The organism is Hymenobacter piscis (assembly GCF_018760735.1).
Taxonomy (GTDB): Bacteria; Bacteroidota; Bacteroidia; order Cytophagales; family Hymenobacteraceae; genus Hymenobacter; species Hymenobacter piscis.
The window spans coordinates 153,314-174,942 of sequence record NZ_JAHHZN010000006.1 but is presented as its reverse complement, the minus strand read 5'-3'; the positions used below and the strand labels follow the sequence as shown (position 1 = coordinate 174,942).

The window sequence follows — 21,629 nt, the reverse complement described above, 5'->3', positions numbered from 1 at the left end:
AGTACCACCCGCACCACTCCCCCACCCGTCACAACCACTCCCGCCGCTGCTGAAGCCTCTGCGGCGGCGGGCTGAGGGCATTGCGGCCCCGTTACCAGCGGCTGCCACCCGGTTAGCGTGGCTTGTCAGCCCGCCACCGGGGCAGCGGCCCTTGTCACCGCCTCGATAAGTACCTGGTGCGCTACCAGCGCCCCGAGCCCCGCTTCTACACCGCCTACCAGTCGGCCCGCCAGACCATCAACACGGCCGCCCGCTCCCCCAAGCCCCCCACCAGGTAGCCACCCCGCGTAGCACCACAACCAGCAACGGCCGCCCCCGATGGGGGCGGCCGTTGTCGTTCCAGGCCTTGGCCTGCCCGGTGTGGAGACGCGACCCTTCGCGTCTCGTCGTCCGTGCCGTTTGGGCGGTACGGCGTGGCCCCGGCCGTTCAACGCCGAGACGCGAAGGGTCGCGCCGCTACAGCCGTGCCGCCCACGCCGGAAATACTCGGCGCCGGCTGACGTGTTGGGGCGTGTCACTCAGCCAGTAAATCAGGCACTGACGCAGCATTCGGCCCCGTTGGCAGAGTTTTGAAGGTATGCGCAACCAGTTGTAGTATTTTCAGTCTACATTGTTCTGAAGCGTACTACTGCCTTCCCATTTCAACTGGCTGGCTTCCCTCCTAGCATGATTTACCCCTCCGCCTCCGTACCACCCAACGAGACTGAACGGCTCGAAGCCGTGCAGCTCTACGCACACCTGCCCCTGCGGCACCAGATTTTTCAGGCCGTAATCGAGCTTACGGCCGCCGTATTCGGGGCGCCCATGTCCATCATGTCCATCGTGGAAGCCACCCAGGTGCAGTACCCGGGCAGTACCGGCCTGGTGCTGCCCGAACGTATGGCCCGCCTGGACTGCATCTGCTCGGCGGCCGTGTACACCCACGACACCACCATTTTCCATAACCTGCAACTGCACCCCTGCCCCTGGGTCAGTCCCCAGGCCCAGGCCCAGACCAGCTTTGTGTTTTACGCCGGCACGCCCCTGCTCACGGAGCACGATTTTGCCATCGGCACCCTGTGCATTCTGGATCAGGAAAGCCGCCCCTTCGCGCCCACCGACCAGGAGTTGCTGCGCCGCCTGGCCCGCCTGGCCATGTACCTGCTGGACCTGCACCGCCTCGGCGATGATCAGTCCAGCGCCCCCATTCCCTGCTGGGAGGAAATTGAAGACCAGCTGGCTGCCACCACCCACGCGCTGACCGCCCTAGCCGCCCCCACCCAGCAGCCCGAACGCAGCTCCCTGGTGGAGGCTCTGGAGCAACACCTGGACATGGTGTACCTGCACGCCAGCCGCCCCGTCCGGTAATTCCGGTCGGGCCGCCCCGGCGGTTGGCGCAAACGCCGGGGCGGCCCGGCCGGCGGCCTAAGCCCCCCGCCGGACCGCCCCGGGTGGTGCCTCTTCCCGTGCGGAAGAAGCCAAATCAGCCAGTCAGCACCGGTTTTTACAGCTTCTCCACCGGAAACTCGTCCAGAATATCCTTGGCCACGCGGCTGAACTCCGAGCCGATGCGGGCGGGGTTGTTCACGGCATCGGCCACGGAGCCGCGCCACACCAGGTTGTTGGTGCGCGCATCCACGAAGTCCAGAATCATGGTGCCTTCCTGGTAGGTTTCGGTGCGGGTGCCGGTGTTGTAGTAGGGCGTGGTGTACCAGTAGCCGTAGTTGATGGGCAGAAACCGGCCCCGGTAGCTCATGGCGTAGGGAAAGGCGTAGCCCGGGGCGGGCGGATTGGCTACGGTGCGCTCGGCTTCCTCAATGTAGAGGTGGTAGGTGAGGTAGAAATCGGGCTCGGCGCTGGCGGCCGCCTGCCGGATGCCGCGCTTGGCCAGCTCGCTGCTGATGGCCTGCTGAATCTGCGCGTCGTTGAGCGTGCTCTGGTAAATGGGGTTGCCCGAGTCGGCCGACTTCACGTCGGTTTTGGCCCAGTCGTAGGTGCGGTACTGGCTGAAATCGGTGCCGGGTTTCTGCTGCACGGCAACCGGGGCGGAGCACCCGGCCAGCAGGGCAACGAGGGCAAAAAGGCAGGAACTGAAAAGGGTTTTCATACGAAGGTCAGGTTAGGAAATGAAGGCGTTGTTTGCCTTGTATACCCTTACGGCGGGCGCAGAGTTAGCCCCCGCCCGTTAATACGGCCGAATTATACACCCCAGGCCCGCCCGCAGCGGCTGCCGCCCAACGGCAAATAGCCGGTGCCGGGCCGAACCCGCAAGCCGCCTCCGACCACGCAGAAAGGGCCGCTTCCTGGCGGAAGCGGCCCTTTACCACAGGCTTCGGATGGTCGTTAGCAGGCCCCGCCGTCGAGGCCGCAGGAGGCGCCGTCGGCGGCCGTCATTTCCACCGGGCGTGGCCGGGTTTCGGCCCATACTTTTTCAAGCACCTCCTGAAACAGCTCGGTAGGCTGAGCCCCGGAAACGGCGTACTTGTCGTCGAACACGAAGTACGGCACCCCGCGCACCCCAATCTGCTGGGCCTCGTACTCGTCCTGGCGCACCTGCTGCTCGAAGCGGCGGGAGGTGAGCAGCTCCGCCACCTCGGCGGCGGGCAGCTGCAGCTCGGCCCCGAGGCGGGTGAGCACGGCATGGTCGTTGATGTTGAGGCCTTCTTCGAGGTAGGCCTTAAACAGGCGCTCCTTGGCGGCATCCTGGCGGCCGTGCGCGGCGGCCAGGTGCACCAGGCGGTGGGCATTGAGCGAGTTGGCCGGCACCACCTTGTCAAAATCGAAGGCCAGGCCCACGCCGGCGGCGTTGCGGGCCATGTCGGCGCTCATCTGCCGGGCCCAGGCTTCGCTCTGCCCGTACTTGCGGGCCAGGCGGGCGTACTGATTTTCGGTGGGGTCGGGGTCGGCCTGGGCGTCCAGCTCGAAGCTGCGCCACTGCACCTGCACGGCGTCGGCGTGGGCAAAGGTGGCCAGAGCGCTTTCCAGGCGGCGCTTTCCGATGTAGCAGAAAGGGCACAGAATATCGGACCAGATTTCTATTTTCATGGCAGTAAGGCGTTTTTCAGGGGTTCGGCCCGCTATAAGCCCGAACCCCGCCAAAAGGTTTCCGCCGCCGGGGCGGGAGTTGGGGAGTACCTTCTGCTGCTGCCGGACCTACGCCGCCGCCGGGCCTATTGCAGCCGGCAGGCTTCGGCCACCGAACCCGCGCAGGAAATACGCAGGGCGCTGGTAGCAGCCGTGGTGCGGGCGTACTGCTGGAGGGCAATCTGGCCGAAAATAGTTTCGGGCTGCACGTACACCAGGTGGCGGATGCCCGCCGCCCAGGCCCGCGCGTTCCAGTCGGCCGCCACCCACTGCTGGTCGGCCGGGAGCATGGCCCCGAAGCGGCGCGTATCGGCCAGCCAGCCCAGCCCAGGGAAGCGGACGGCGTGCTGCCGGTACAGTTCCAGGCCCCGGTTGAGCAGCTGGCGCAGCTGCCGGCTGTTGGCAAAGCCGTGCCAGCGCACCACCAGACGCGCGGCGGCGGGTAGTAGCAGCAGTTCTCCCCACTCTTCGCGGTGCAGGGATATTTCCGGGGCGGGGGTAGCGGTAGCAGGCATGGCAGCGGGCGGCTCCTGGCGGAAGTCCTGCCTTCTGATACGGCTCCCCGCAAACCCGGCCGCAGCGCCTCGGCCAACGGGCCCTCCGCATCGGCCGGCGGCAAAGCTGGCTCGTTTAACCGGGGCACCCTACGGCTCAGGGCATCTGCCGCAGCCAGTCGCGGGCCGGCTCCACTTCCTCGAAGGTGAGCACCAACGGCCAGTTGGTGGCCGCCACCGACATCTCGGCGTAGGAGCGGCCCTGCGCCACCGGCGCGTATACCCAGGCCAGGCAGTGCAAACCCGCCTCAAACAACAACTCCATAATCTGGTAGCCGGCCTGCTCTTCCTCGGTCAGGAGCAGGGCCGTAACGCGGGAATTGTCGTTGAGCAGTTTGGTGTAGCGCCGCGCCCGGATCAGGGCCAGCACCATTTCCGAGCCTTCCCGCACCTGTTCCAGCACCAGGTTACCCTGCCAGGCCGCGTGCAGCCAGCCGTTGGCCGCGTCGTAGCTTAGCCGCAGGTAAGGCCGCTCAAATAGAACTTCGGGAACCAGCGGAGACATCAGGCTATTCGTGACGGGAGTAGCAATCATGAGCAAACGGCAGGAGGAGGAAGCGGACCGGCTAAGCCAGACTCCGGAAGCGGAGAGAGTTTCCTGATTCAGCCCGCAATATAACCCCCACCCGGACTTTGACCGAAAGCCTGATTTTTTAGCACTTGCCGCTGAACCTTCAGGGCTGCTCGCCCACCGTCAGGGCGGCTTCGGCCGTGGCCGGCTGCCCCCCCGCCGAAATGCCTTCCACCGCCGCGCGGAACGTACCGGCCTGATCGGCAGTGAAGAACGAGACCTGGGCCCGGCCCGAAGCGGGCACCGTCAGGCGCGGCAGCCAGTAAAGGGTAGTGGCGCGGGGGTCGGGCTTCTCGGTCTGGCGGCTGGTTTCGTAGCGGGGCGCGTAGAACTCGCGGGCCCGGTAGTAGGCCGGCATCCGCCGCACGGCTATTCCGGCCGGGGAAGGACCAGCCCCGGGCCGGCCGCTGCCCTGCTTGGTGTACACGGCAATTACCCCGTTCCCGCCTCGGCTGCCATACACCCAGGCCGCCGCTCCCTTCACGATTTCGATTCGCTGCACGTCGGCCGGGTATACTGACAGCAGGGCTTCCCCGTTATTAAGCTCCACGTTATCGAGCAGGTAAAGGGGGGAGCCGTCGTGGGAACTGGCCGTTCCCTGAACCCGCACGATGTACTGCTCCCCGTCCCTGGTTACCTGCACCCCGGGGGCGCGGGCCTGAATAACCTGGAAGATGTCCGAGTAGTACCCCTGATTCGGGTAGTCACTGAGCCGTATTACCACGCTGGCAGTTCCGCGGTGCAGGGAGTACGGCGAATCATCGGGCGTGCGGCCATCAATTCTCACTTCCCGCAGCACAATGCCGCTGGTGGAGTCGGGGCGAAAGGCGCGCTCCAGCATCTGCTGGCGGCGGCTGCGCTGCCCGTAGGCCACCACCGCCTCCGACTCGGCCGTTACCGGCGACAAGGGTGCTACCGGCCGCCAGGTTTCAGCCGGCCCGGGCCAGAGTTCATTCAGCTTGAATACCACGTTGTCGTTGCCCTTGGGTGTGCGCGCCTGTAGCAGCACCGAGGTGGTATCCTGGCCCGGGAACCCCTTGAACAGGAACCGGCCGTCCGGCCCGGCCGTGGTCTGGATCAGATGCAGGTCCTTGCCATAGAGCAGCGTCAGTTGCCCGTCGGGCATGGTGTTGTTCTTGTTGCGCATTACCTGCCCGCTCAGGGTGAGGGTGCGTTCCAGCGGAAAACGGTAGTCGGCCGGGACCGGGCCGAGCACCTGCTGCCAGCTAAAGCGGCTCCAGCCCTGCGTGAGCAACAAATCATTCAGCGCCCGCTGTACGTCCGGCGTGCGGGGCTGGAAATAATACGCCGGGTTCTCCACGTAGCCGCGCAGCTCCGAGGTGAGCAGCAGGTGGGCCCGCACGTCGGTGGCCTCCGCCGCCGCGCCGGGCAGCGTGAGGCGATTGGTAACGGCCAGCGAGAGTTCGGCCGCCGCCGGCTGGCCCGTAGCCGTGGTTACTTCCACTTCCAGATCGACCTTTTCCCGGGGCCCGTAGCTGGCCCTGGAGGGCCGTAGCCGCACCTGCAGCCCCTGGGTTTCGGGCACAAACACCAGCCGCTCGGCCTGGGCCACGCGCTGCCCGTCGAAGAGGGTGATGTGCAGGAGGCCCGCCGGGGCGTTGGCTTTGGGAATCATCGCCAAAAACGTTTCGCCCTCCCGGATCTGGCCCATGCCGGTGTAAACTACCTCCCCCCGCACGTGGGCCACCAGCTGCAGAGGCCGGGCTACCCCGCCGCCCCGGTGCCGCACAAATACGCGATAGTCGTCCCCGATTTCGCGCACGTTCAGCAACCAGCCCGTTTCCTGCACAACCGGCAGCGCGTACGTGGCCTTTTCCCCGTCGGGCAAGTCCACGCTGGCGCGGTAGCGCTGACTGGCCCGGGGCGTGAAATTAAACGAGCTCATCCCCAGGGCCGGGGTGCTGAAGCGGGCCACTTCCTTGCCCTGCTCATCCAGCACGCTGCCCTGCAGGGCCAGCCCATGCCCGTTGGCCGCCACCGCCTTCACCCCCACCGTTGTGGGCATTCCCGCCACGTAGTTGCCTCCTTCGGGAAAAAACTGCACGTCCGGAGCCTGGGCCGCCGCCACCTGCCGGGCGGTGGTGCGGGCCAGGGCCGCCCGGCGCAGGGCCGAGGGCGCCGCCCCCCCGCTGGCCGGCACCGCCGCCTGCCACACCGGCACGCGGCGCGTGAAGAACAGGCCCTCGCCGGAATTGCGCATCCAACTGGTATAGGCGCGTAGCGTGTACATGCCGCTCGACAGCGTGTCGGGCAGGATGATGTCGCCGGCGGCCAGGCCCTGGTCCAAGGCCAGGGTGCGCTGGAAAATCACCTGCTTTTCCGGCGTCACCACGTCCACGTACAGCACCCGGCTCAGCGAGTCGGGCTGGTGGGCGCGGGCATCGACCACGTAGGCCTTGAACCAGAGCGTTTCGCCGGCCGCGTAGGCGGCCTGATCAAGGTGCAGGTAGCTGACTTCGGGCTGGGCGACCCGGTAGAAATAGCGGAGCTGCTCCACGAGCCGGGCCGGATCGGGGCCGGTGTCATCGGAACGGAAGGCTACCAGGCCCAGCGCCAGCAGGCTCACGGGCCAGCAAAAGCGCAGTAAAGTACTTTTAGGCATAGAGGTAAGACTATATTTATAAGAAAGGAAACTTTTTCTCCCCGGCCAGTACAATATTCGCACCATACGATGCTGCCTATGCAACGATACGGTATATTTCCCGCTCTACCTACCAACTGATTTACTGGCTTTCTGTCCGCGCTGCCTATGTTACGCCCACTGTACCTTATTCTGTTAACTGCCAGCGCACTGCTCAGCAGCTGTTCCAAGGGCAGTGAGCCCATGCCGGCCCCCGTGTACCTGTTCGACCAGCAGTGGCAGCTTACGCAGCTGCAGGGCCAGGGCGTAGCGGCGGCGCCCGGCACCGCGGCCACCAGTCTTACGCTGAGTTCCGTGGCCAATACCAACAACGGCCAGGCGGCCTGCAATACCTACGGCGGCACGTTCGTACTCACGGCCGGCACGGGACGGCTCCGCTTCTCGGGCCAGCTGAGCACCCGCGCCACCTGCCCCGATCAGGACCTGGAAACGCGCTACCTCACCCTGCTGCCCCAGGTAGAGCGCTACGTCATCAGCCGCCGCCAGCTGCAGCTTTTCAGCCGGGAATCGGCGCAGCCCCTGCTGGTGTTCGAGGCGAAATAGGGCGCGACCAGGGGTGAGAACAGCCCCTGCCGCCGGTGGCCGGCCCCGCCCTACCTGACGGCTGCCCCTAGAATCCTACGTTCAGCACCAGGGGCTGCAGCTCCCAGTACCGGTTGTAGGAGTTGTACACGGTGCGCAGGCCCACTTCCAGGGGTGTGCGCAGGCGCAGCGGGTTGAACACCACCGATACATCGAAGCCGGTGGAAAAGTAGTTGCGATGCAAGGCGTCCTGCCCGGCCCGGACGCCGTCGAAGAACACGTTGGCCTTGAGGCGCTGGATGTAGATGGTCCGGGCGAATTCCCAGTGCACGTCGGCCAGGGGCAGGCGGTACTCGGCGCTGGCGGAAGCAAGGCGGTCGGTGCTGAAGTAGGGCAGGCTGCGGGGGTAGAAGATGGCCGCGCCGAACCGGTACTCCTGTTGCTGCTGGTGCTGGTAGCCGGCGCGCAGGCGCAGGGCGTGGTGCCGGCCCAGGCCGGGCAGAAACAGGCTGCCCTGGGCCGCCAGCTGCCGGACCTGCAGGCCCGTGCCTCCGAAGGGCATGCCCCGGGCCGTGAGCAGCAGGCTCTGGCCCCAACGTGGGGCCACGTCGCGGTAGCTCTGGCGCAGGGTGCGGGTAAAGCTCAGGGTGCCCAGCAGCGCGTGCAGGGGCCGCACGCCTACCTCGTTGATGAAGCGCCGGGCCTGGTCGTAGCCGTGGGTTTGCTCGAGCTGGTAGAAGCCGCCCACGCTCAGGGAGGTGAGCATCCGCGAGTTGGTGAGCACCAGCGGCACCCGGCTGCCCAGGGTGAGGCGGGTGTACTGCCACTGGTCTTCGGCCACCGCGCCCGAGGCCAGCAGCCCGGTGGCGCGGCGCCCGCCGTGCTCCACGCCCAAGTCCAGCACCGGCCACAGGCCCTGGTAGCTGACGTCGGCGAAGACGCGGCCGGTGCGCTCGGCGCCGTTGTAGCCCACGCCGGCCACGGCCTGGGTGGTGCTGAGTACGTCCTGGGCGCGCAGGCCCAGGTCGAGGCCGTTGCCGGAGCTGCTTTGCACCAGGCCCCAGCTGTAGGCGTTGGGGGCGTGGGGCAGGCGGCGGTAGCGGCGGGGCACCAGGGCGGGGCCGGGCACCGAATCGAGGGGCAGCACCGGGCCAATGGTGGCCGCCCCGGGCTCCCGGGCGGTCAGCTCGTCGGCGTAGGGATTGGCGGGGTTGGCGGCGGGCGGGGCGGGCAGCCAGGCGGCGGGCGTCAGGGGCATTTCGAGGATGCGGCTGCCCTGGGCCCGGATTTCGTGGAAGGCCAGGCGCTGGCCGTCGGGGCTCACGGCGGGGTGGTAGCTGCCCACGGGCCGGCTGGTGACCTGGCGCACTTCGCCGGTGCTCACGCGCACGGCGTACACCTCATCCTGGCCCGCGCGCGGGGAGTTGAACAGCACGTAGTCCTGCCAGGGCTGGGGGTGCGAAAGGTTGTCGTTGGCGGCGGGCAGCACAATTTGGGCCCGGCCGGTTTCCACCTCCAGCAGCTCCAGGCGCTTGCCGGCCGCTTCCAGCCGCACCACGGCCGCCGTGCGCCCGTCGGCCCCGAAGCGCGGGTGCAGGTAGGGCTCGTTGGCGGGGTTTTCGAAAGTGCGCAGCACGCGGCCGGTTTCACTGTCGAGCAGGTGCAGGCGGTGCTGGTAGCTGGAGTCGGTGCTGACGGCCAGCAGGCGGCGGCCGTCGGGGCTGAGCACGGCGGTGGTGTAGCGGGTGCGGCGGCCGGGGCGGCGCAGGCGGCCGGTGGCCAGGTCCAGCACCCGCAGCTCGGAGTGCACCTGCTGCTGCCAGCGCGGGTCGTAGCGAAACTCCAGCCAGGCCGCCTTGCCCCCGCCCACCGAGAGCTGCTCGGGGTTGTGGTGCAGGCCCAGCACCAGCCGGGTGCGCTCGGGGCGGCCGCGGCGCAGCTCCACCAATTGGGGCGCGTGGCCGAGGCCGCTCTTGAGGGCCAGCACCGTTTCATCGTTCACGTACTGCGGGTACTGGTACTCGGTGAACACCTTTTCCGAAGCCGCCACCGCCAGCTCCGTGCCCGGCGTAATGGTGCGCCCGGCCCGCTCGCCGCGCCAGAGGCTGTCGAGCTCCTGCACGGTGCGCTCGTACAGGTCGTCGGTGCGCAGGCCGGTGGTGCGGCGCAGCTTGTCGGAAAACGACCACGGATACACCGGGAAGCGGTAGTAGCGGTTGAGCACGGTGCCCCACACGCCGGGGTCGGGGGCGGTGCGCTTGAGGCGGGAAGTAAGGAAGTAGCCCAGCACGTAGTGGTTGGGCACGTAGTGGCGGAAGGAGCCGCTCACGGCCTTGGCGTAGGAGGAGCCCCGGCCGGCCAGCAGGTTGGCCCGGAAGTAGGCGTCGAAGTTGGGAATCCGGCCCCGGCCGCTGCGGGTGAGGGCCGTTTCGGTGCCCACGGCGTCGCCCTCAAAAAACCAGTCCGGAATCCCGAGCGTGGTCAGCCCCAGCCCCCCGAAACCGCCCAGCAGGTAGCCCAGCTGGCCCACGCCCTGGTGGGCCTTGTCGTACTGCACCACGTGGCGGTACTCGTGCACCGTGAGCTGGTCGAGCCAGTCGAGGGTGCCGGTCAGGTAGGGGTCCTGGGGGAAGGTGGTGTAGAACTCGGAGTGGCGGGGCAGAATGGTCACGAAGCCGTTGCCGATGGTGGTGCGCGTCTGGAGCACCACCGTAACGGGGCGGGCGGCCAGCCCCAGCGAGGCGCCGGCCGGCTCGTGCACCTGCTCGAGGCGGTGGGCCGTGCGCCGGGCCCGGTCCTCGAACCCCTCGGGATACAGCACCCGGAAGTGAGGCGTGCGCACCTCAAACCAGCGCACCGCGGCCGGCACCTGCTGCTCAATGGGCAGCAGGGTCTGGGCCGAGGCCGCATAGGGGTGGGCAAACAGGGCCAGCCCGACGGCCGGCAACAGGGTACGCACAAAGTACTTCACGCGGCACAACGGGTTAGGACGCCCGAAGAAACCACCCCGCTGCCCCAAAAGCAAATCGGCCGGCGCGGCGGCGGCGGGCTACATGCTGCTGAGCCAGGCGCGGGCGGCGGCCGCATCCTCGAAGGCGAAGGTGAGAAAGCGGCGGCTGGCCTGCTCCACCACCCGTTGGGCGGAAAGCCGGCTGAACACCTCGGGCGAGTACACCCAGGCCACGTAGCGCAGGCCGGCGGCCGCCAGCTCGGGCGGCAGGTCGCGGGAAATCCACTCCGAGCCGTCCATCCACATGCCGTGCACGGCCCGGTTGTCGTTGAGCAGCTTGTCGCACCGCTCCCGGCGCAGCTGCTCCACCAGCTGGGCGCTGCCGGCCTGCACCGTTTCCAGGGTCTGCGGGCCCCGCCAGTCGGCGTACAGCCAGTTGTGGGTGTAGTCGAAGGAAAGCACCAGAAAGCTGGCGTCGAACAGGATGCGGGAGGCCATGGGCAGCAGGAGCAAGGGAGGTGAGCGAAGCGGAGGGGTAACTTACCACTTCCGCGGCCCGGGTGCAACCGCCCGCCCCCACGTCCGGCCCGGGCGTTGCTGCGTACGTAGGCGGGGGCGGCCGCCGGGCCTGATTTTTCCGGGGCCGCCACCAAACCTTCCTGCTTAACTTCTTGTCTGTATGTACATGTCAAACTTCCTGAAAAACAGTTTTGCCGCCCTGCTGCTACTGCTGCTGGCGTCCTGCACCGAGCAGCGGCCCGCTGAGGCCCAGCAGGATTCTTCGCCCCTGGCCCGCTCTACCGCCGGGCCCGCGCCCGCCAGCCTGAAGGGGCTGGCCACGGCCACTTTTGCGGGGGGCTGCTTCTGGTGCACCGAGGAAATATTTGAGGAGCTGAAGGGCGTGCAGGCCGTGGTTTCGGGCTACAGCGGGGGCCGCGAGGCCAACCCCACCTACGAGGAAGTGGGCAGCGGCCAGACCGGCCACGCCGAGTCGGTGGAAATCTACTACGACCCCCGGCAAATCAGCTTCGCCACGCTGGTGGACGTGTTCTTCCGGGCCGCCCACGACCCCACCACCCTCAACCGCCAGGGCCCCGACGCGGGCGCGCAGTACCGCTCCGTGGCTTTTTACCGCACCCCGGCGGAGAAAAAAATCATCGAAGAGGCCATTGCGCGCGTCAATGCCAGCCAGCAGTACAGCGCGCCCATCGTGACGCAGGTGGTGCCGTTCCAGAAGTTCTGGCCCGCCGAGGGCTACCACCAGGGCTACTTCCGCCTGCATCCCCAGGAAGGCTACGTGCGCAGCGTGTCCACGCCCAAGGTGGAGAAGTTCCGGCACAAATTTCCGGAGTTGCTCAAAAGCCCGCTGTAGTCTTTCTGACCCGCTTTTTTCCGGTTCCGGCCGCCCTAAGGGCGGCCGTTTTTTTTGTTGTCCGGGTCGCCGCCCTTAGGGGCGGTGGGGCGGGGTAGTCTACCGGATTGAGGCCCGGCTCCAGACCGGTAGCAGGTATGGGCTGAAACTCTATATTTGCCTGCCCCCGCCCCCTGCCCTATGCCTCCCGAGCAACCCGACTTCCAGCTCCTGTTCGAAGCCACCCCCACGCCGCATCTGGTGCTGACGCCCGGCCTGACGCTGGTGGCTCTCAACGACGCCATGCGCCGCCTGCTGGGCCGCCGCCGCCCGGACGTCATCGGGCGCTCCATCCTGGAGCTGCTGCCCGACCCCGTGGGCACCGACCACCTGGCGGCGGTGCTGGCCGAGGTGGTGCGGCTGCGCCAGCCCCGCCAGCTGGAGCCCCTGCGCTACGAGCAGCCCAACGCCACGGTGCGCTACTGGCAGGTACTGCTGCGGCCCCTTTCGGGGCCCTCCGGCGAGCTGCGTTACCTGCTGGGCCAGGTGCTGGACGTGACCGAGCAGGTGCAGGCCCGGGAGCAGCACCAGATCAGCCACGAAAACTTCTCGACCCTGGCCCGCGCCACCCACGACGCCGTGTGGGAGTACGACCTGAGCACCGGTCAGATCTGGCGTAACGAGATGTTCACCCAGCTTTTCGGCCACTCCCTCACGCCCGAAACCAGCACCCTGGACTTCTGGCAGAACCTGCTGCACCCCGACGACCGGCCCCGCCTGGAAGCATCTCTGCAGGCCCTGCACACCGGTCCGGTAGCAGCCCACGGCACCAGTTACCGCCTGCGCCGGGCCGATGGCGAGTGGGCCGAAGTAACGGACCGCTACCACGTCATCCGGGATGCGGCGGGCAAGCCCCTGCGCCTGCTCGGGGCCATGCAGGACGTGACCCAGAGCCGGGCCAATGAGCGCGCCCTGCACCGCAGCCTGCACCAGTTCCGGCTCCTGGCCGATTTTATCCCCCAGCTCGTGTGGCTGGCCGAGGCCGATGGGCGGGTGAGCTACGTAAACCAGCGCTGGCAGGCGTATACCGGACTGGCCGAGCACCCCGCCAACTGGCTGGAAGTCATTCATCCCGCCGACCACGCCCTGGCGGCGGCCCGCTGGACCCAGGCCACCCACCACGGCACCCCCTACCAGTGCGAGCTGCGCCTGCGCGACCAGGCGGGCGCCTACCGCTGGTTTCTGTGCCACGCCCGCCCCGAACCCCCGCAGGACGCGGCGGCCCCCCGCTGGTTTGGCACCTGCACCGACATAGAGGACCAGAAGCGCACCCAGCAGCGGCTCGAACGCCAGGACCGCCAGCTGCAGCTGATTCTGGGCCAGGTTCCGGCCTTTATTGCCACGCTCTCCGGCCCCGAGCACACGGTGGAATTTATCAACCAGCGCTTCAACAACTTGCTGGGCGGGCAGGTGCCCGTGGGCCGGCCGGCCCGCCAGGCGGCCCCCGTGCTGGCCGGGCAGGGCCTGTTTGAACTGCTCGATATGGTGCACGCCCAGGGCCGGCCCCTCCACCGCCAGGAGCAACTCGTGCGCCTGCCCGATGAAACGGGCCAGCTCCGCCACCGCTACTTCGACTTCGTCTGCCAGCCCCTGCCCCCGCTGCCCGGGCAGGCGGCTACGCTGCTGACCTTTGCCGTGGAAGTAACCGACCGGGTGCGCACCCGCCAGCGCCTGGACGTGCTGGATGAGGAAATGCGCCGCCGCAACGAGCAGCTGCGCATTCTGACCGAATCCATCCCGCAGATTACCAGCAGCGCCCGCCCCGACGGCCAGATGGACTACCTCAGTCCCCAGTGGTTCAGCTACACCGGCCAGACGATGGAGGATTTGTCCCAGTGCTGGCGCCTGGCCCTGCACCCCGACGACCTGCCCCACTGCCGCCAGGCCTTTTGCCAGGCCGTGGCCACCGGCCGGCCCTTCGACCTGGAGCTGCGCCTGCGCCGCCACGATGGGCAGTACCGCTGGCACCTGAGCCGCTCGGTGCCCGCCTTCGATGCCAGCGGGCAGGTCAGCCGCCTCTACGGCTACTGCACCGACGTGCACGACCAGCGCCTGCTGGCCGAGGAACTGGGCCGCAGTGAGGAGCAGTTCCGCTTCCTGGCCGAAACCATTCCCGCCATCGTCTGGACGGCCCGGCCCGACGGGCAGCTCGACTACCTCAACGCCCGCTGGACCTTCCACACCGGCCTCGATACGGCTACCACCCTGCGGGAGGGATTCTTCCATTTGCTGCCGGAGCAGGAAACCGAAAACGTGCGGCTCGAATTTGAGGACTGCATCCGCACGGGCCGGCACCTGGACCTGGAAAGCCGCCTGCTGGACGTGCGCAGCCGCCAGTACCGCTGGTACCTGCACCGGGCTCACCCCCTGCGCGACGCCGCCGGCCGCATTACCCGCTGGTTTGGCACCACCACCGACATCGACGATTACAAGCGGGTGCAGCAGCGCCTGGAAGAGAAAAACCACGAGCTCACGCGCACCAACCAGGACCTGGACAGCTTCGTGTACGCCGTCTCGCACGATTTGCGCCAGCCCATCACCAACATGGCCGGCATTTTTGAGGAGCTGATCCGCACGGCCTTTTTCCGCGACCCCGACGCGGTGAAGCTCATTGCCATGTTCGAGAAGGCCCTGCACCAGATCTACGGCACCATCCACGACCTCTCGGAGCTGGTGCGCCTGCAGCAGCTGCGCCACGAGCAGCCGGCCGAGCGCCTACCGCTGCAGGAGCTCGCCCGGGAAGTGCTCACCAGCGTGCAAAGCCAGATGGAAACCAGCCGCTCCGTCATCCAGCTCAATTTTGCCGCGGTGCCGGAGCTGCTTTTCGTGCGGCCCCACCTGCAAAGCATCCTGTATAACCTGCTCAGCAACGCGCTCAAGTACGCGGCTCCCGGCCGCCGCCCCCGCATTCGCCTGAGCGCCTTTCTGGAGCAGGGCCAACCCGTGCTCACGGTGCAGGACAACGGGCTGGGCATCGACCTGGACCGCTTTGGGCCGGAGCTGTTCCAGCTCTTCCGCCGCTTCCACGACCACGTGGATGGCTCCGGCATGGGCCTGTACCTGGTTAACCGGATGGTACAGGACGCCGGCGGCCAGCTGAGCGTGACCAGCACCGTGGGCGCGGGCTCCACCTTCCGGGTGCAGCTGCCGGCTTCGGCACTACCGGTCTGAGGCACAAAAACCGGGGAAAAGGCCGGAATTTTCCTGGCGGGCTGTCGATTTCCGCCCGTACCTTGAGGGCCCCAACCCCTCTCCCTCGCTACGCCATGCCTTCACCCCACCTGACGTCTAAACTGCCCGACGTGGGCACCAGTATTTTTTCGGTGATGAGCCAGCTGGCCCAGGAAACCGGTGCCATCAACCTGGCCCAGGGCTTTCCCGACTACGACCCGCCCCGGCCCCTGCTCGAGGCCCTGGCCCGCCACGTGCTCACGCCCGGCCACCAGCAGTACGCGCCCATGCCCGGCCTGCCCCGCCTGCGCGACGCCATTGCCGCCAAAACCGCCCGCCTCTACGGCTACCAGCCCGACCCGACCACCGAAATCACCGTCACCAACGGGGCCACCGAGGCCCTGTACGCGGTGCTGGCGGCCGTGGTGCGGCCCGGCGAGGAGGTGCTGATTCTGGAGCCGGCCTACGACCTGTATGGGCCGGCCGTGCGCCTGCAGGGCGGCGTGCCGGTGTACGTGCCCCTTAGCCGGCCCGATTTCCGGCCCGACTGGGACCGGGTGGCCGCCGCCCTCACGCCCCGCACCCGGCTGGTGCTCCTCAACTCCCCCCACAACCCCACCGGAGCCGTGCTCACCCCCGCCGACCTCGACACACTGGCCGGCCTGCTGCGCGACACGGACACGCTGCTGCTCAGCGACGAAGTGTACGAGCACATGGTCTTCGACGGAGCCCAGCACCAGAGCGTAACCGGCCACCCGGAGCTGCGGGAGCGGGCCTTCGTGCTGTCCTCATTCGGCAAAACCTACCACGCCACCGGCTGGAAGGTGGGCTACTGCGTGGCCCCGCCCGCCCTCTCGGCCGAGCTGCGCCGGGTACACCAGTTTGTGACGTTCAGCGTGAGCACGCCCACCCAGCACGCCCTGGCCGACGTGCTGCCCGATGCCGACCTTTACGACGCGCTGCCGGCCTTTTATCAGCAGAAGCGCGACCTGTTCCGGGAGTTGCTCGCGCCCACCGATTTCGGGCTGCTGCCGGTGCCCGGCGGCTACTTCCAGGTGGCCGACTTCCGGGCCGTGGCCCCCGGCCTCGATGACGTGACCTTTGCCCGCCAGCTCACCCGCGACACCGGCGTGGCCGTGGTCCCGCTCTCGGCCTTCTACCACGACGGGCAGGACCACCAGCTGGTGCGCTTCTGCTTCGCCAAGCAGGAAGCCACGTTGCGGGCCGCGGCCGACCGGCTGCGGGGCTGATTGAAGAGGTCAGGCGGGCAGTCTGCCGAATAGATGGCCTATATTGGACAAGAGCCTGCTTGTTTGCGCCTGCTTACGGCCTATTCTACTACCAATTCCTGGCGTCATGTCTGATCTTACTGTTTCCTTTATTCAGACCGCCCTGCACTGGCACGATGCGGCGGCGAACCGGCTGGAAATGGACCGCCACATCGGCGCCATTTCCATTGCCACCGACCTGATTGTGCTGCCGGAAATGTTCACGACCGGCTTCAGCATGGCAGCGCCCTCCCTGGCCGAACCCGTGGAAGGCCCCACCCTGGCCTGGATGCGCGCCACCGCCGCCGCCCGCGACGCCGTGGTGACGGGCAGTATCATCGTGGAGGAAGCCGGCCGCTACTACAACCGCCTGCTCTGGGTGCGCCCCGATGGCTCGGTGAGCTCCTACAACAAGCGCCACCTGTTCACGATGGCCGGGGAGCACCAGGTGTACACGGCCGGCACCGAGCGGCTGGTGGAAGAGTGGCGGGGCTGGCGCATCTGCCCGCTGGTGTGCTACGATCTGCGCTTCCCCGTCTGGAGCCGCAACGCCGAATCCGCCCCCTACGACCTGCTGCTTTACGTGGCCAACTGGCCCGCCACCCGCCGCACCGCCTGGATTACGCTGCTGCGCGCCCGCGCCATCGAGAACCTGGCCTACACCGTGGGCGTGAACTGCGTGGGCCTGGACGGCAACGGCCACACCTACGCCGGCGACTCGGCCCTGCTGGACATGCGCGGCGAGTACCTGGTGGAAGTGGGCAACCAGGAAACCAGCATCACCCGCACCCTGCGCCACGACGAGCTCCTGGCCTTCCGGGAACGGTTCCCCGCCCTCCACGACGCCGACCCGTTTTCGTTACGGGATTTGGTGAGGTGATGGAGTGAGGAGGTGATGGAGTGAGGAGGTAAGAAGGTGAGAAAAGGAACGTCATTCTGAGCGAAGGCGGAGCCGTAGTCGAAGAATCTCGCGTGCTGACGTTGCGTTACCGTTTCAACGTCAGCACGCGAGATTCTTCGACTACGGCTCCGCCTTCGCTCAGAATGACGTTCCTTTTCTCACCTTCTTACCTCCTCACTTCCTCACTCCATCACCCAAATCACCTCCCCACCACCAACCGCTGCACGGTGATTTCGCCGGTGAGGGCGCGGCAGCGTAGCAGGTACACGCCGGCGGACAGGCCGGCCAGGCGTAGCTCGTGGGTGCGGGCGGCGGCGGTTTCGGCATGCACGAGGCGGCCGGTGAGGTCGAGCAAAGTCAGGCGAACGGGGCGCGGAGCCTCCACGGTTACCCGGGTAGTGGCAGGATTGGGATAGAGGCGCAGGACCAGGGCCGAAGCCCCGGGCTGGGTGGCCGTGACCACCCGGTTGCGCCCCACGAAGCTGCTGATGCCCCCGCTCTCAAGACCCAGAAACAACTCCGGCACGCCGTCGGCATTCACGTCGGCGGCGGCGGGAGCGTAGCGGACCAGGTTGCCCAGACCCCAGCGGCCCGCCTCGTTTTGCCGGGTGAGCGGGTTGTAGAACACATCGGTGCGGCCCAGGAAAGCGCCGGTCTGGGCGCGCAGGTCCGTGAAGAAGCGGATGTCGCCGTCGGCATCGGCCGTGAGCAGGTCGGGGCGGCCGTCACCGTCGAAATCGGCCACCACGGGGCTCAGGTAGGTGGGCCGGCCGCCGGACCCGGTGCGGAGCTGGCCAAAATCGGCCTGCTGCAGGGTGAAGCGCTGCGCTACCGCCCCGGTGCCGCTGTTGCGGTAGTAGTGCAGCGGCCCGGCCGGGTCGCCGGTGACGCCCAGCAGCAGGTCGGGGTGTCCGTCACCGTCCACGTCGGCAAAGGCGGGCAGGGCGAAGCGGAGCGTGGGCAGGTTGGCCAGGGTGCCGGCCGCGCTCAGGTTGAACACTGCCGGCTGGCCGGCCGCCGCCGTATTCGGCACGTAGGTCAGGGCGTTACGGGTGGTACCCAGGCGGAAGGCCGAGTACACCAGATCCAGGCGGCCGTCCTCATTCAGGTCCGTGAGTACCGGCCGCAAAAAGCCCAGCTTCTGCCTGCTCAGGCCCAGGTAATCATCCGTCATCAGCTGAAAAACGGGTTGGGTGGCCGTGCCCACGTTGCGGTAGTAGCTCAGGCCGGCCCGGTAAAAGCCGCTGCGCCGACTCACGCCGCCCACCAGCATGTCCACCAGTCCGTCGCCATCCAGGTCGCCGAAGGTGGGGGCCGCCAGCTCGCCCACATCCAGCATGTCGCGCTGCAGAAAATCGTTCTGCTCGCGCACCAGCCGGGGCGCGGCGGCCGTGCCCGCGTTGCGGTACAGCAGCACCGACTGCCGGGTGTCAATGGTATCCTCATTCGTGGCCAGAAAGGAGGAAACCAGCACGTCGGGCACCCCATCGAAGGTGACATCGACGGGGAAGGCGGCGGGGTAGTTGGGCAGCAGGGCCGGCTGGCTGCGGAAAGGCTCCACGGAGTTGAGCTGGGCCCGCGTGAAGCGCGCGTCCCGGGCCGTGCCGGAGTTGCGCAGCACGGCCAGCTCGGGGCAGTAGTCGCGGCCCGTGAGCAGGTCCGGGGTGCCGTCGCCGTCCACATCGAACAGGCCCAGGCTGAAGCCGCCCTGGTGCTGGGGCCGTAGCGGGCCGGGCGCGGGCTGGGCACTGAAGGCGAAATCGAACACGTTGCAGAGCTGGGAGCTGGCCAGCCCGCCCCAGTAGGAAGAGGCCTCCGCGAATTCGAGCCCGCCGCAGGAGCCGGTGGTCACGGTGTTGCGGTAGTAGTAAATGCCGGGCGCGGTGGAGCTGAAATCGTAGGCCAGCACGTCGAGGCGGCCGTCGCCGTCGAGGTCCTCAATGGCGGGCAGGTTGGTGCCGCCCACGGCAATGTTGACCGGAAAGCCGCGGGCATCCTGGTAGGAAAGCAGCGAGGTTATGAGGCGGAAGGCGGGCCGGCCCTGGGCATCGGGCTCGTGGCGGAACACGCGGATGTTGCTGCCCGAGGCATCGGCCGTGAACAGGTCGGGCCGGCCGTCGCAGTCGTAGTCGCGCAGCAGCAGCCAGCCCCGCAGGTCTTCCGGAAACAGGGCGGCATACTCGGGCGCGAACTGCCAAGCCCGGCCCGCGGCAGTGGCCACGCTCAGAAAGGGCACCACCCGGTTGGTCATCCTATCGAAAGCTACCAGGTCGGGCTGCCGGTCCTGGTTGAGGTCGAGGTGGGAGAACTGGGGCGAGTTGAGGCCCCCGGCCCAGGCGTTGCGCAGCGTATCGGTACCTTGCACTACTTTTGCCCCGGCCCGGAACTCGAAACTGAACGGCGGCGCGCTCTGGGCCGGCGCGCTGGTGGTGGCTCCCGCCAGCAACAGCAGCAGACTGCTAACCACTAAGTCCGGGCGCATTGGCAGGGGCATTTTCATCAGGCGTACCTTTCGTTTAGTTTTTAATATTACGCACAAAACCGCATGGCAGACCTCGCGGCGCTCTACGCCCGTTTCCGGGAATCCTCGGCCGTCAGCACCGACTCGCGTCAGGCCCAGAACGGCACCCTGTTCTTCGCTCTCAACGGGCCCAACTTCCGGGGGCGGGATTTCGCCCCCCAGGCCCTGGAAAAAGGCGCCCGCTATGCCGTGGTGGACGACGAGGCCCTGGCCGCCGCCGCGCCCGACCGCTACACCTACGTGCCCGATCCGCTGGTGGCCCTGCAGGAGCTGGCCCTGCACCACCGGCGCCAGCTGATTATGCCCGTGCTGGCCATTACCGGCTCGAACGGCAAAACCACTACCAAGGAGCTTATTAACACGGTGCTGAGCCGGCGGTTCCGGGCGCAGTACACTCAGGGCAACCTCAACAACCACATCGGGGTTCCACTCACGCTGCTCAGCATCCGGCCCGGGGAGCACGAGCTGGCCATTGTGGAAATGGGCGCCAACCACCAGGGGGAAATCGCGCAGCTCTGCCAGCTGGCCGAGCCCACCCACGGCCTGATTACCAACATCGGCAAGGCCCACCTCGAAGGCTTTGGCGGGGTAGAAGGCATTGCCCGGGGCAAGGGCGAGCTGTTTCGCTACCTGGAGCAGGTGGGCGGCACCGTCTTCGTGAACACCCTCGACGCCCGCCTGCCCTCCCTGGCGGCCCCGGTAACCGAGCGCGTGACCTACCCCGGCCCCACCGATACCTACCCGGCCGAGCTGCTCAGCGCCGCCCCGAACGTGGTGATGCACCTGTTCAGCGGGGCTACGCTGGAAGCCCGGATAACGGGCGGCTACAACTTCCCCAACCTGGCCGCCGCCGCCGCCGTGGGTGCCTACTTTGGCGTGCCGGCCGCCGACATTACCGCCGCCCTGGCCACCTACGAGCCGGCCAACAACCGCTCCCAGCTTGTGCGCACCGCCCACAACGAGTTGGTGCTGGACGCCTACAACGCCAACCCCAGCAGCATGGCGGCCGCCCTGCACAGCTTCGCCACCCGCCCCGGCAACCCCGCCGATAAAGTCGTCATCCTGGGCGACATGTTCGAGCTGGGCACCGAAAGCGCCGCCGAGCACCGCACCCTGGGCCAGCTGGTGCTGGGGCTGCCCTTCAGCCAGGTCCTGCTCATCGGGACCGATATGCGCCACGCTGCCGACCTGGATTCGTCCCTGCTCTACTTCCCGGCCAAGGCTGAAGCCGCCAACTGGCTGCGCGAACACCCGCTGCGCAACTGCCAGGTACTCATCAAAGGCTCCCGCGGCATGGGCCTGGAAACGCTGCTGGAGCTGCTGTGAAATAGTGAGATAGTGAAATAGTGAGATGGTGAGTTTTATGTTCGACTGGTTCTGCCGGAGCAACGGCGCAGATAGGACCAGCCGAACATAAAACTCACCACTTCACCACCTCACTATTTCACCACTTTCAGAAGGGGCTCTTGAAATCGGCCAGGGTGGGCAGCACCTGATCCTTGGCGGAGATAGTGGGGTTTTCGACGCCCCAGTGGATGGCCAGGGCCGGGTCGTTCCAGAGCAGGCCGCCTTCTGATTGGGGAGCGTAGTAGTTGGTGCACTTGTAGAGGAAGAGCGTATTGTCTTCCAGGGCCGTGAAGCCATGGGCAAAGCCCACGGGCACGTACAGCATGTTGTAGCGCTCGGCATCCAGAATGACCGATACGTGCTGGCCGTAAGTAGGCGAGTCGCGGCGGATATCCACAACCACGTCGAGGGCGCGGCCGGCGGCCACGCGCACCAGCTTGGCCTGGGCGAAAGGGGGCTGCTGAAAGTGCAGGCCCCGCACCACGCCCCGGTCGGAGCGCGACTGGTTGTCCTGCACCCAGTCGCCCACGATGCCGGCTTCCTGCATTTTCTGGGCGCTGAACGACTCGAAAAAGGCGCCGCGGGCGTCCCCGAATACCCGGGGCAGAATCTCGACTACGCCGGGAACATCGAAGTATTTGAATTCCATAGTAACGGTAATTGGGGCTCGGCTACCAGTAAGCGGCCG

General features: G+C 67.4%; 17 protein-coding genes. 8 read left to right on the top strand and 9 right to left on the bottom strand.

The window, feature by feature from the left end; all coding sequences use genetic code 11:
* Positions 1 to 122: 122 nt before the first annotated feature.
* Both KLP40_RS08810 and KLP40_RS08805 read left to right on the top strand, forming a co-directional pair.
* Positions 123 to 278 carry a hypothetical protein gene (locus KLP40_RS08810; protein WP_215593408.1) on the top strand — a complete coding sequence of 52 codons (156 nt, stop codon included), beginning with the start codon at positions 123 to 125 and terminating at the stop codon, positions 276 to 278.
* 388 nt (positions 279 to 666) lie between these two features.
* The gene (locus KLP40_RS08805) at positions 667 to 1,347 is read left to right on the top strand and encodes a GAF domain-containing protein (protein ID WP_215593407.1); all 681 of its coding nucleotides are present in this window, start codon (positions 667 to 669) and stop codon (positions 1,345 to 1,347) included.
* A 136-nt stretch (positions 1,348 to 1,483) separates the two neighbouring features.
* Here KLP40_RS08805 and KLP40_RS08800 read toward each other — a convergent pair whose 3' ends face one another.
* The 5 genes from KLP40_RS08800 to KLP40_RS08780 all read right to left on the bottom strand — a co-directional run bounded on the left by KLP40_RS08800 (position 1,484) and on the right by KLP40_RS08780 (position 6,811).
* Complete coding sequence (locus KLP40_RS08800; protein WP_215593406.1) at positions 1,484 to 2,086, bottom strand: DUF4136 domain-containing protein; 603 nt, start codon at positions 2,084 to 2,086, stop codon at positions 1,484 to 1,486.
* A 236-nt stretch (positions 2,087 to 2,322) separates the two neighbouring features.
* Positions 2,323 to 3,024, bottom strand: a complete 702-nt coding sequence (locus KLP40_RS08795) for a DsbA family oxidoreductase (protein WP_215593405.1) — start codon at positions 3,022 to 3,024, stop codon at positions 2,323 to 2,325.
* Positions 3,025 to 3,149: 125 nt separating this feature from the next.
* The gene (locus KLP40_RS08790; RefSeq protein ID WP_215593404.1) at positions 3,150 to 3,578 is read right to left on the bottom strand and encodes a hypothetical protein; all 429 of its coding nucleotides are present in this window, start codon (positions 3,576 to 3,578) and stop codon (positions 3,150 to 3,152) included.
* Between the two features lie 136 nt (positions 3,579 to 3,714).
* A complete protein-coding gene (locus KLP40_RS08785) occupies positions 3,715 to 4,152 on the bottom strand; it encodes a hypothetical protein (protein WP_215593403.1) in 438 nt (145 codons plus the stop codon).
* Between the two features lie 139 nt (positions 4,153 to 4,291).
* Positions 4,292 to 6,811: a TonB-dependent receptor plug domain-containing protein gene (locus KLP40_RS08780; protein ID WP_215593402.1), complete on the bottom strand. Its 2,520-nt coding sequence runs from the start codon at positions 6,809 to 6,811 to the stop codon at positions 4,292 to 4,294.
* 147 nt (positions 6,812 to 6,958) lie between these two features.
* On the opposite strand from KLP40_RS08780, the gene KLP40_RS08775 reads away from it, so the two are divergent.
* Positions 6,959 to 7,393, top strand: coding sequence for an META domain-containing protein (locus KLP40_RS08775; RefSeq protein ID WP_215593401.1), 435 nt, complete (start codon positions 6,959 to 6,961; stop codon positions 7,391 to 7,393).
* A gap of 67 nt (positions 7,394 to 7,460) precedes the next feature.
* Here KLP40_RS08775 and KLP40_RS08770 read toward each other — a convergent pair whose 3' ends face one another.
* The gene (locus KLP40_RS08770; RefSeq protein ID WP_246558743.1) at positions 7,461 to 10,343 is read right to left on the bottom strand and encodes a hypothetical protein; all 2,883 of its coding nucleotides are present in this window, start codon (positions 10,341 to 10,343) and stop codon (positions 7,461 to 7,463) included.
* Positions 10,344 to 10,421: 78 nt separating this feature from the next.
* The gene (locus tag KLP40_RS08765) at positions 10,422 to 10,835 is read right to left on the bottom strand and encodes a hypothetical protein (RefSeq protein WP_215593400.1); all 414 of its coding nucleotides are present in this window, start codon (positions 10,833 to 10,835) and stop codon (positions 10,422 to 10,424) included.
* A gap of 172 nt (positions 10,836 to 11,007) precedes the next feature.
* On the opposite strand from KLP40_RS08765, the gene msrA reads away from it, so the two are divergent.
* From msrA to KLP40_RS08745, 4 genes are all read left to right on the top strand, one after another.
* A complete protein-coding gene (msrA, locus tag KLP40_RS08760; protein WP_215593471.1) occupies positions 11,008 to 11,694 on the top strand; it encodes a peptide-methionine (S)-S-oxide reductase MsrA in 687 nt (228 codons plus the stop codon).
* A 180-nt stretch (positions 11,695 to 11,874) separates the two neighbouring features.
* Positions 11,875 to 14,904, top strand: coding sequence for a PAS domain-containing protein (locus KLP40_RS08755; RefSeq protein WP_215593399.1), 3,030 nt, complete (start codon positions 11,875 to 11,877; stop codon positions 14,902 to 14,904).
* Positions 14,905 to 14,999: 95 nt separating this feature from the next.
* Positions 15,000 to 16,154, top strand: coding sequence for a methionine aminotransferase (locus KLP40_RS08750; RefSeq protein ID WP_215593398.1), 1,155 nt, complete (start codon positions 15,000 to 15,002; stop codon positions 16,152 to 16,154).
* A 106-nt stretch (positions 16,155 to 16,260) separates the two neighbouring features.
* Positions 16,261 to 17,052: an amidohydrolase gene (locus KLP40_RS08745; protein WP_215593397.1), complete on the top strand. Its 792-nt coding sequence runs from the start codon at positions 16,261 to 16,263 to the stop codon at positions 17,050 to 17,052.
* A 220-nt stretch (positions 17,053 to 17,272) separates the two neighbouring features.
* Here the strand turns inward: KLP40_RS08745 and KLP40_RS08740 are convergent, their stop codons facing one another.
* Positions 17,273 to 19,555, bottom strand: coding sequence for an FG-GAP-like repeat-containing protein (locus KLP40_RS08740; RefSeq protein ID WP_215593396.1), 2,283 nt, complete (start codon positions 19,553 to 19,555; stop codon positions 17,273 to 17,275).
* 63 nt (positions 19,556 to 19,618) lie between these two features.
* Here KLP40_RS08740 and KLP40_RS08735 point away from each other — a divergent pair, with 63 nt between their 5' ends.
* Positions 19,619 to 20,920 carry a UDP-N-acetylmuramoyl-tripeptide--D-alanyl-D-alanine ligase gene (locus KLP40_RS08735; protein WP_215593395.1) on the top strand — a complete coding sequence of 434 codons (1,302 nt, stop codon included), beginning with the start codon at positions 19,619 to 19,621 and terminating at the stop codon, positions 20,918 to 20,920.
* A gap of 127 nt (positions 20,921 to 21,047) precedes the next feature.
* Here the strand turns inward: KLP40_RS08735 and rfbC are convergent, their stop codons facing one another.
* Complete coding sequence (gene rfbC / locus KLP40_RS08730; protein WP_215593394.1) at positions 21,048 to 21,590, bottom strand: dTDP-4-dehydrorhamnose 3,5-epimerase; 543 nt, start codon at positions 21,588 to 21,590, stop codon at positions 21,048 to 21,050.
* Between the last annotated feature and the right edge of the window lie 39 nt (positions 21,591 to 21,629).

Coding starts and splice junctions, on each gene's coding strand:
- KLP40_RS08805 (WP_215593407.1), top strand. CDS start 667: ATGATTTACCCCTCCGCCTCCGTACCACCCAACGAGACTGAACGGCTC.
- KLP40_RS08800 (WP_215593406.1), bottom strand. CDS start 2,086: ATGAAAACCCTTTTCAGTTCCTGCCTTTTTGCCCTCGTTGCCCTGCTG.
- KLP40_RS08795 (WP_215593405.1), bottom strand. CDS start 3,024: ATGAAAATAGAAATCTGGTCCGATATTCTGTGCCCTTTCTGCTACATC.
- KLP40_RS08790 (WP_215593404.1), bottom strand. CDS start 3,578: ATGCCTGCTACCGCTACCCCCGCCCCGGAAATATCCCTGCACCGCGAA.
- KLP40_RS08785 (WP_215593403.1), bottom strand. CDS start 4,152: ATGATTGCTACTCCCGTCACGAATAGCCTGATGTCTCCGCTGGTTCCC.
- KLP40_RS08780 (WP_215593402.1), bottom strand. CDS start 6,811: ATGCCTAAAAGTACTTTACTGCGCTTTTGCTGGCCCGTGAGCCTGCTG.
- KLP40_RS08775 (WP_215593401.1), top strand. CDS start 6,959: ATGTTACGCCCACTGTACCTTATTCTGTTAACTGCCAGCGCACTGCTC.
- msrA (WP_215593471.1), top strand. CDS start 11,008: ATGTCAAACTTCCTGAAAAACAGTTTTGCCGCCCTGCTGCTACTGCTG.
- KLP40_RS08755 (WP_215593399.1), top strand. CDS start 11,875: ATGCCTCCCGAGCAACCCGACTTCCAGCTCCTGTTCGAAGCCACCCCC.
- KLP40_RS08750 (WP_215593398.1), top strand. CDS start 15,000: ATGCCTTCACCCCACCTGACGTCTAAACTGCCCGACGTGGGCACCAGT.
- KLP40_RS08745 (WP_215593397.1), top strand. CDS start 16,261: ATGTCTGATCTTACTGTTTCCTTTATTCAGACCGCCCTGCACTGGCAC.
- KLP40_RS08740 (WP_215593396.1), bottom strand. CDS start 19,555: ATGCGCCCGGACTTAGTGGTTAGCAGTCTGCTGCTGTTGCTGGCGGGA.
- KLP40_RS08735 (WP_215593395.1), top strand. CDS start 19,619: ATGGCAGACCTCGCGGCGCTCTACGCCCGTTTCCGGGAATCCTCGGCC.
- rfbC (WP_215593394.1), bottom strand. CDS start 21,590: ATGGAATTCAAATACTTCGATGTTCCCGGCGTAGTCGAGATTCTGCCC.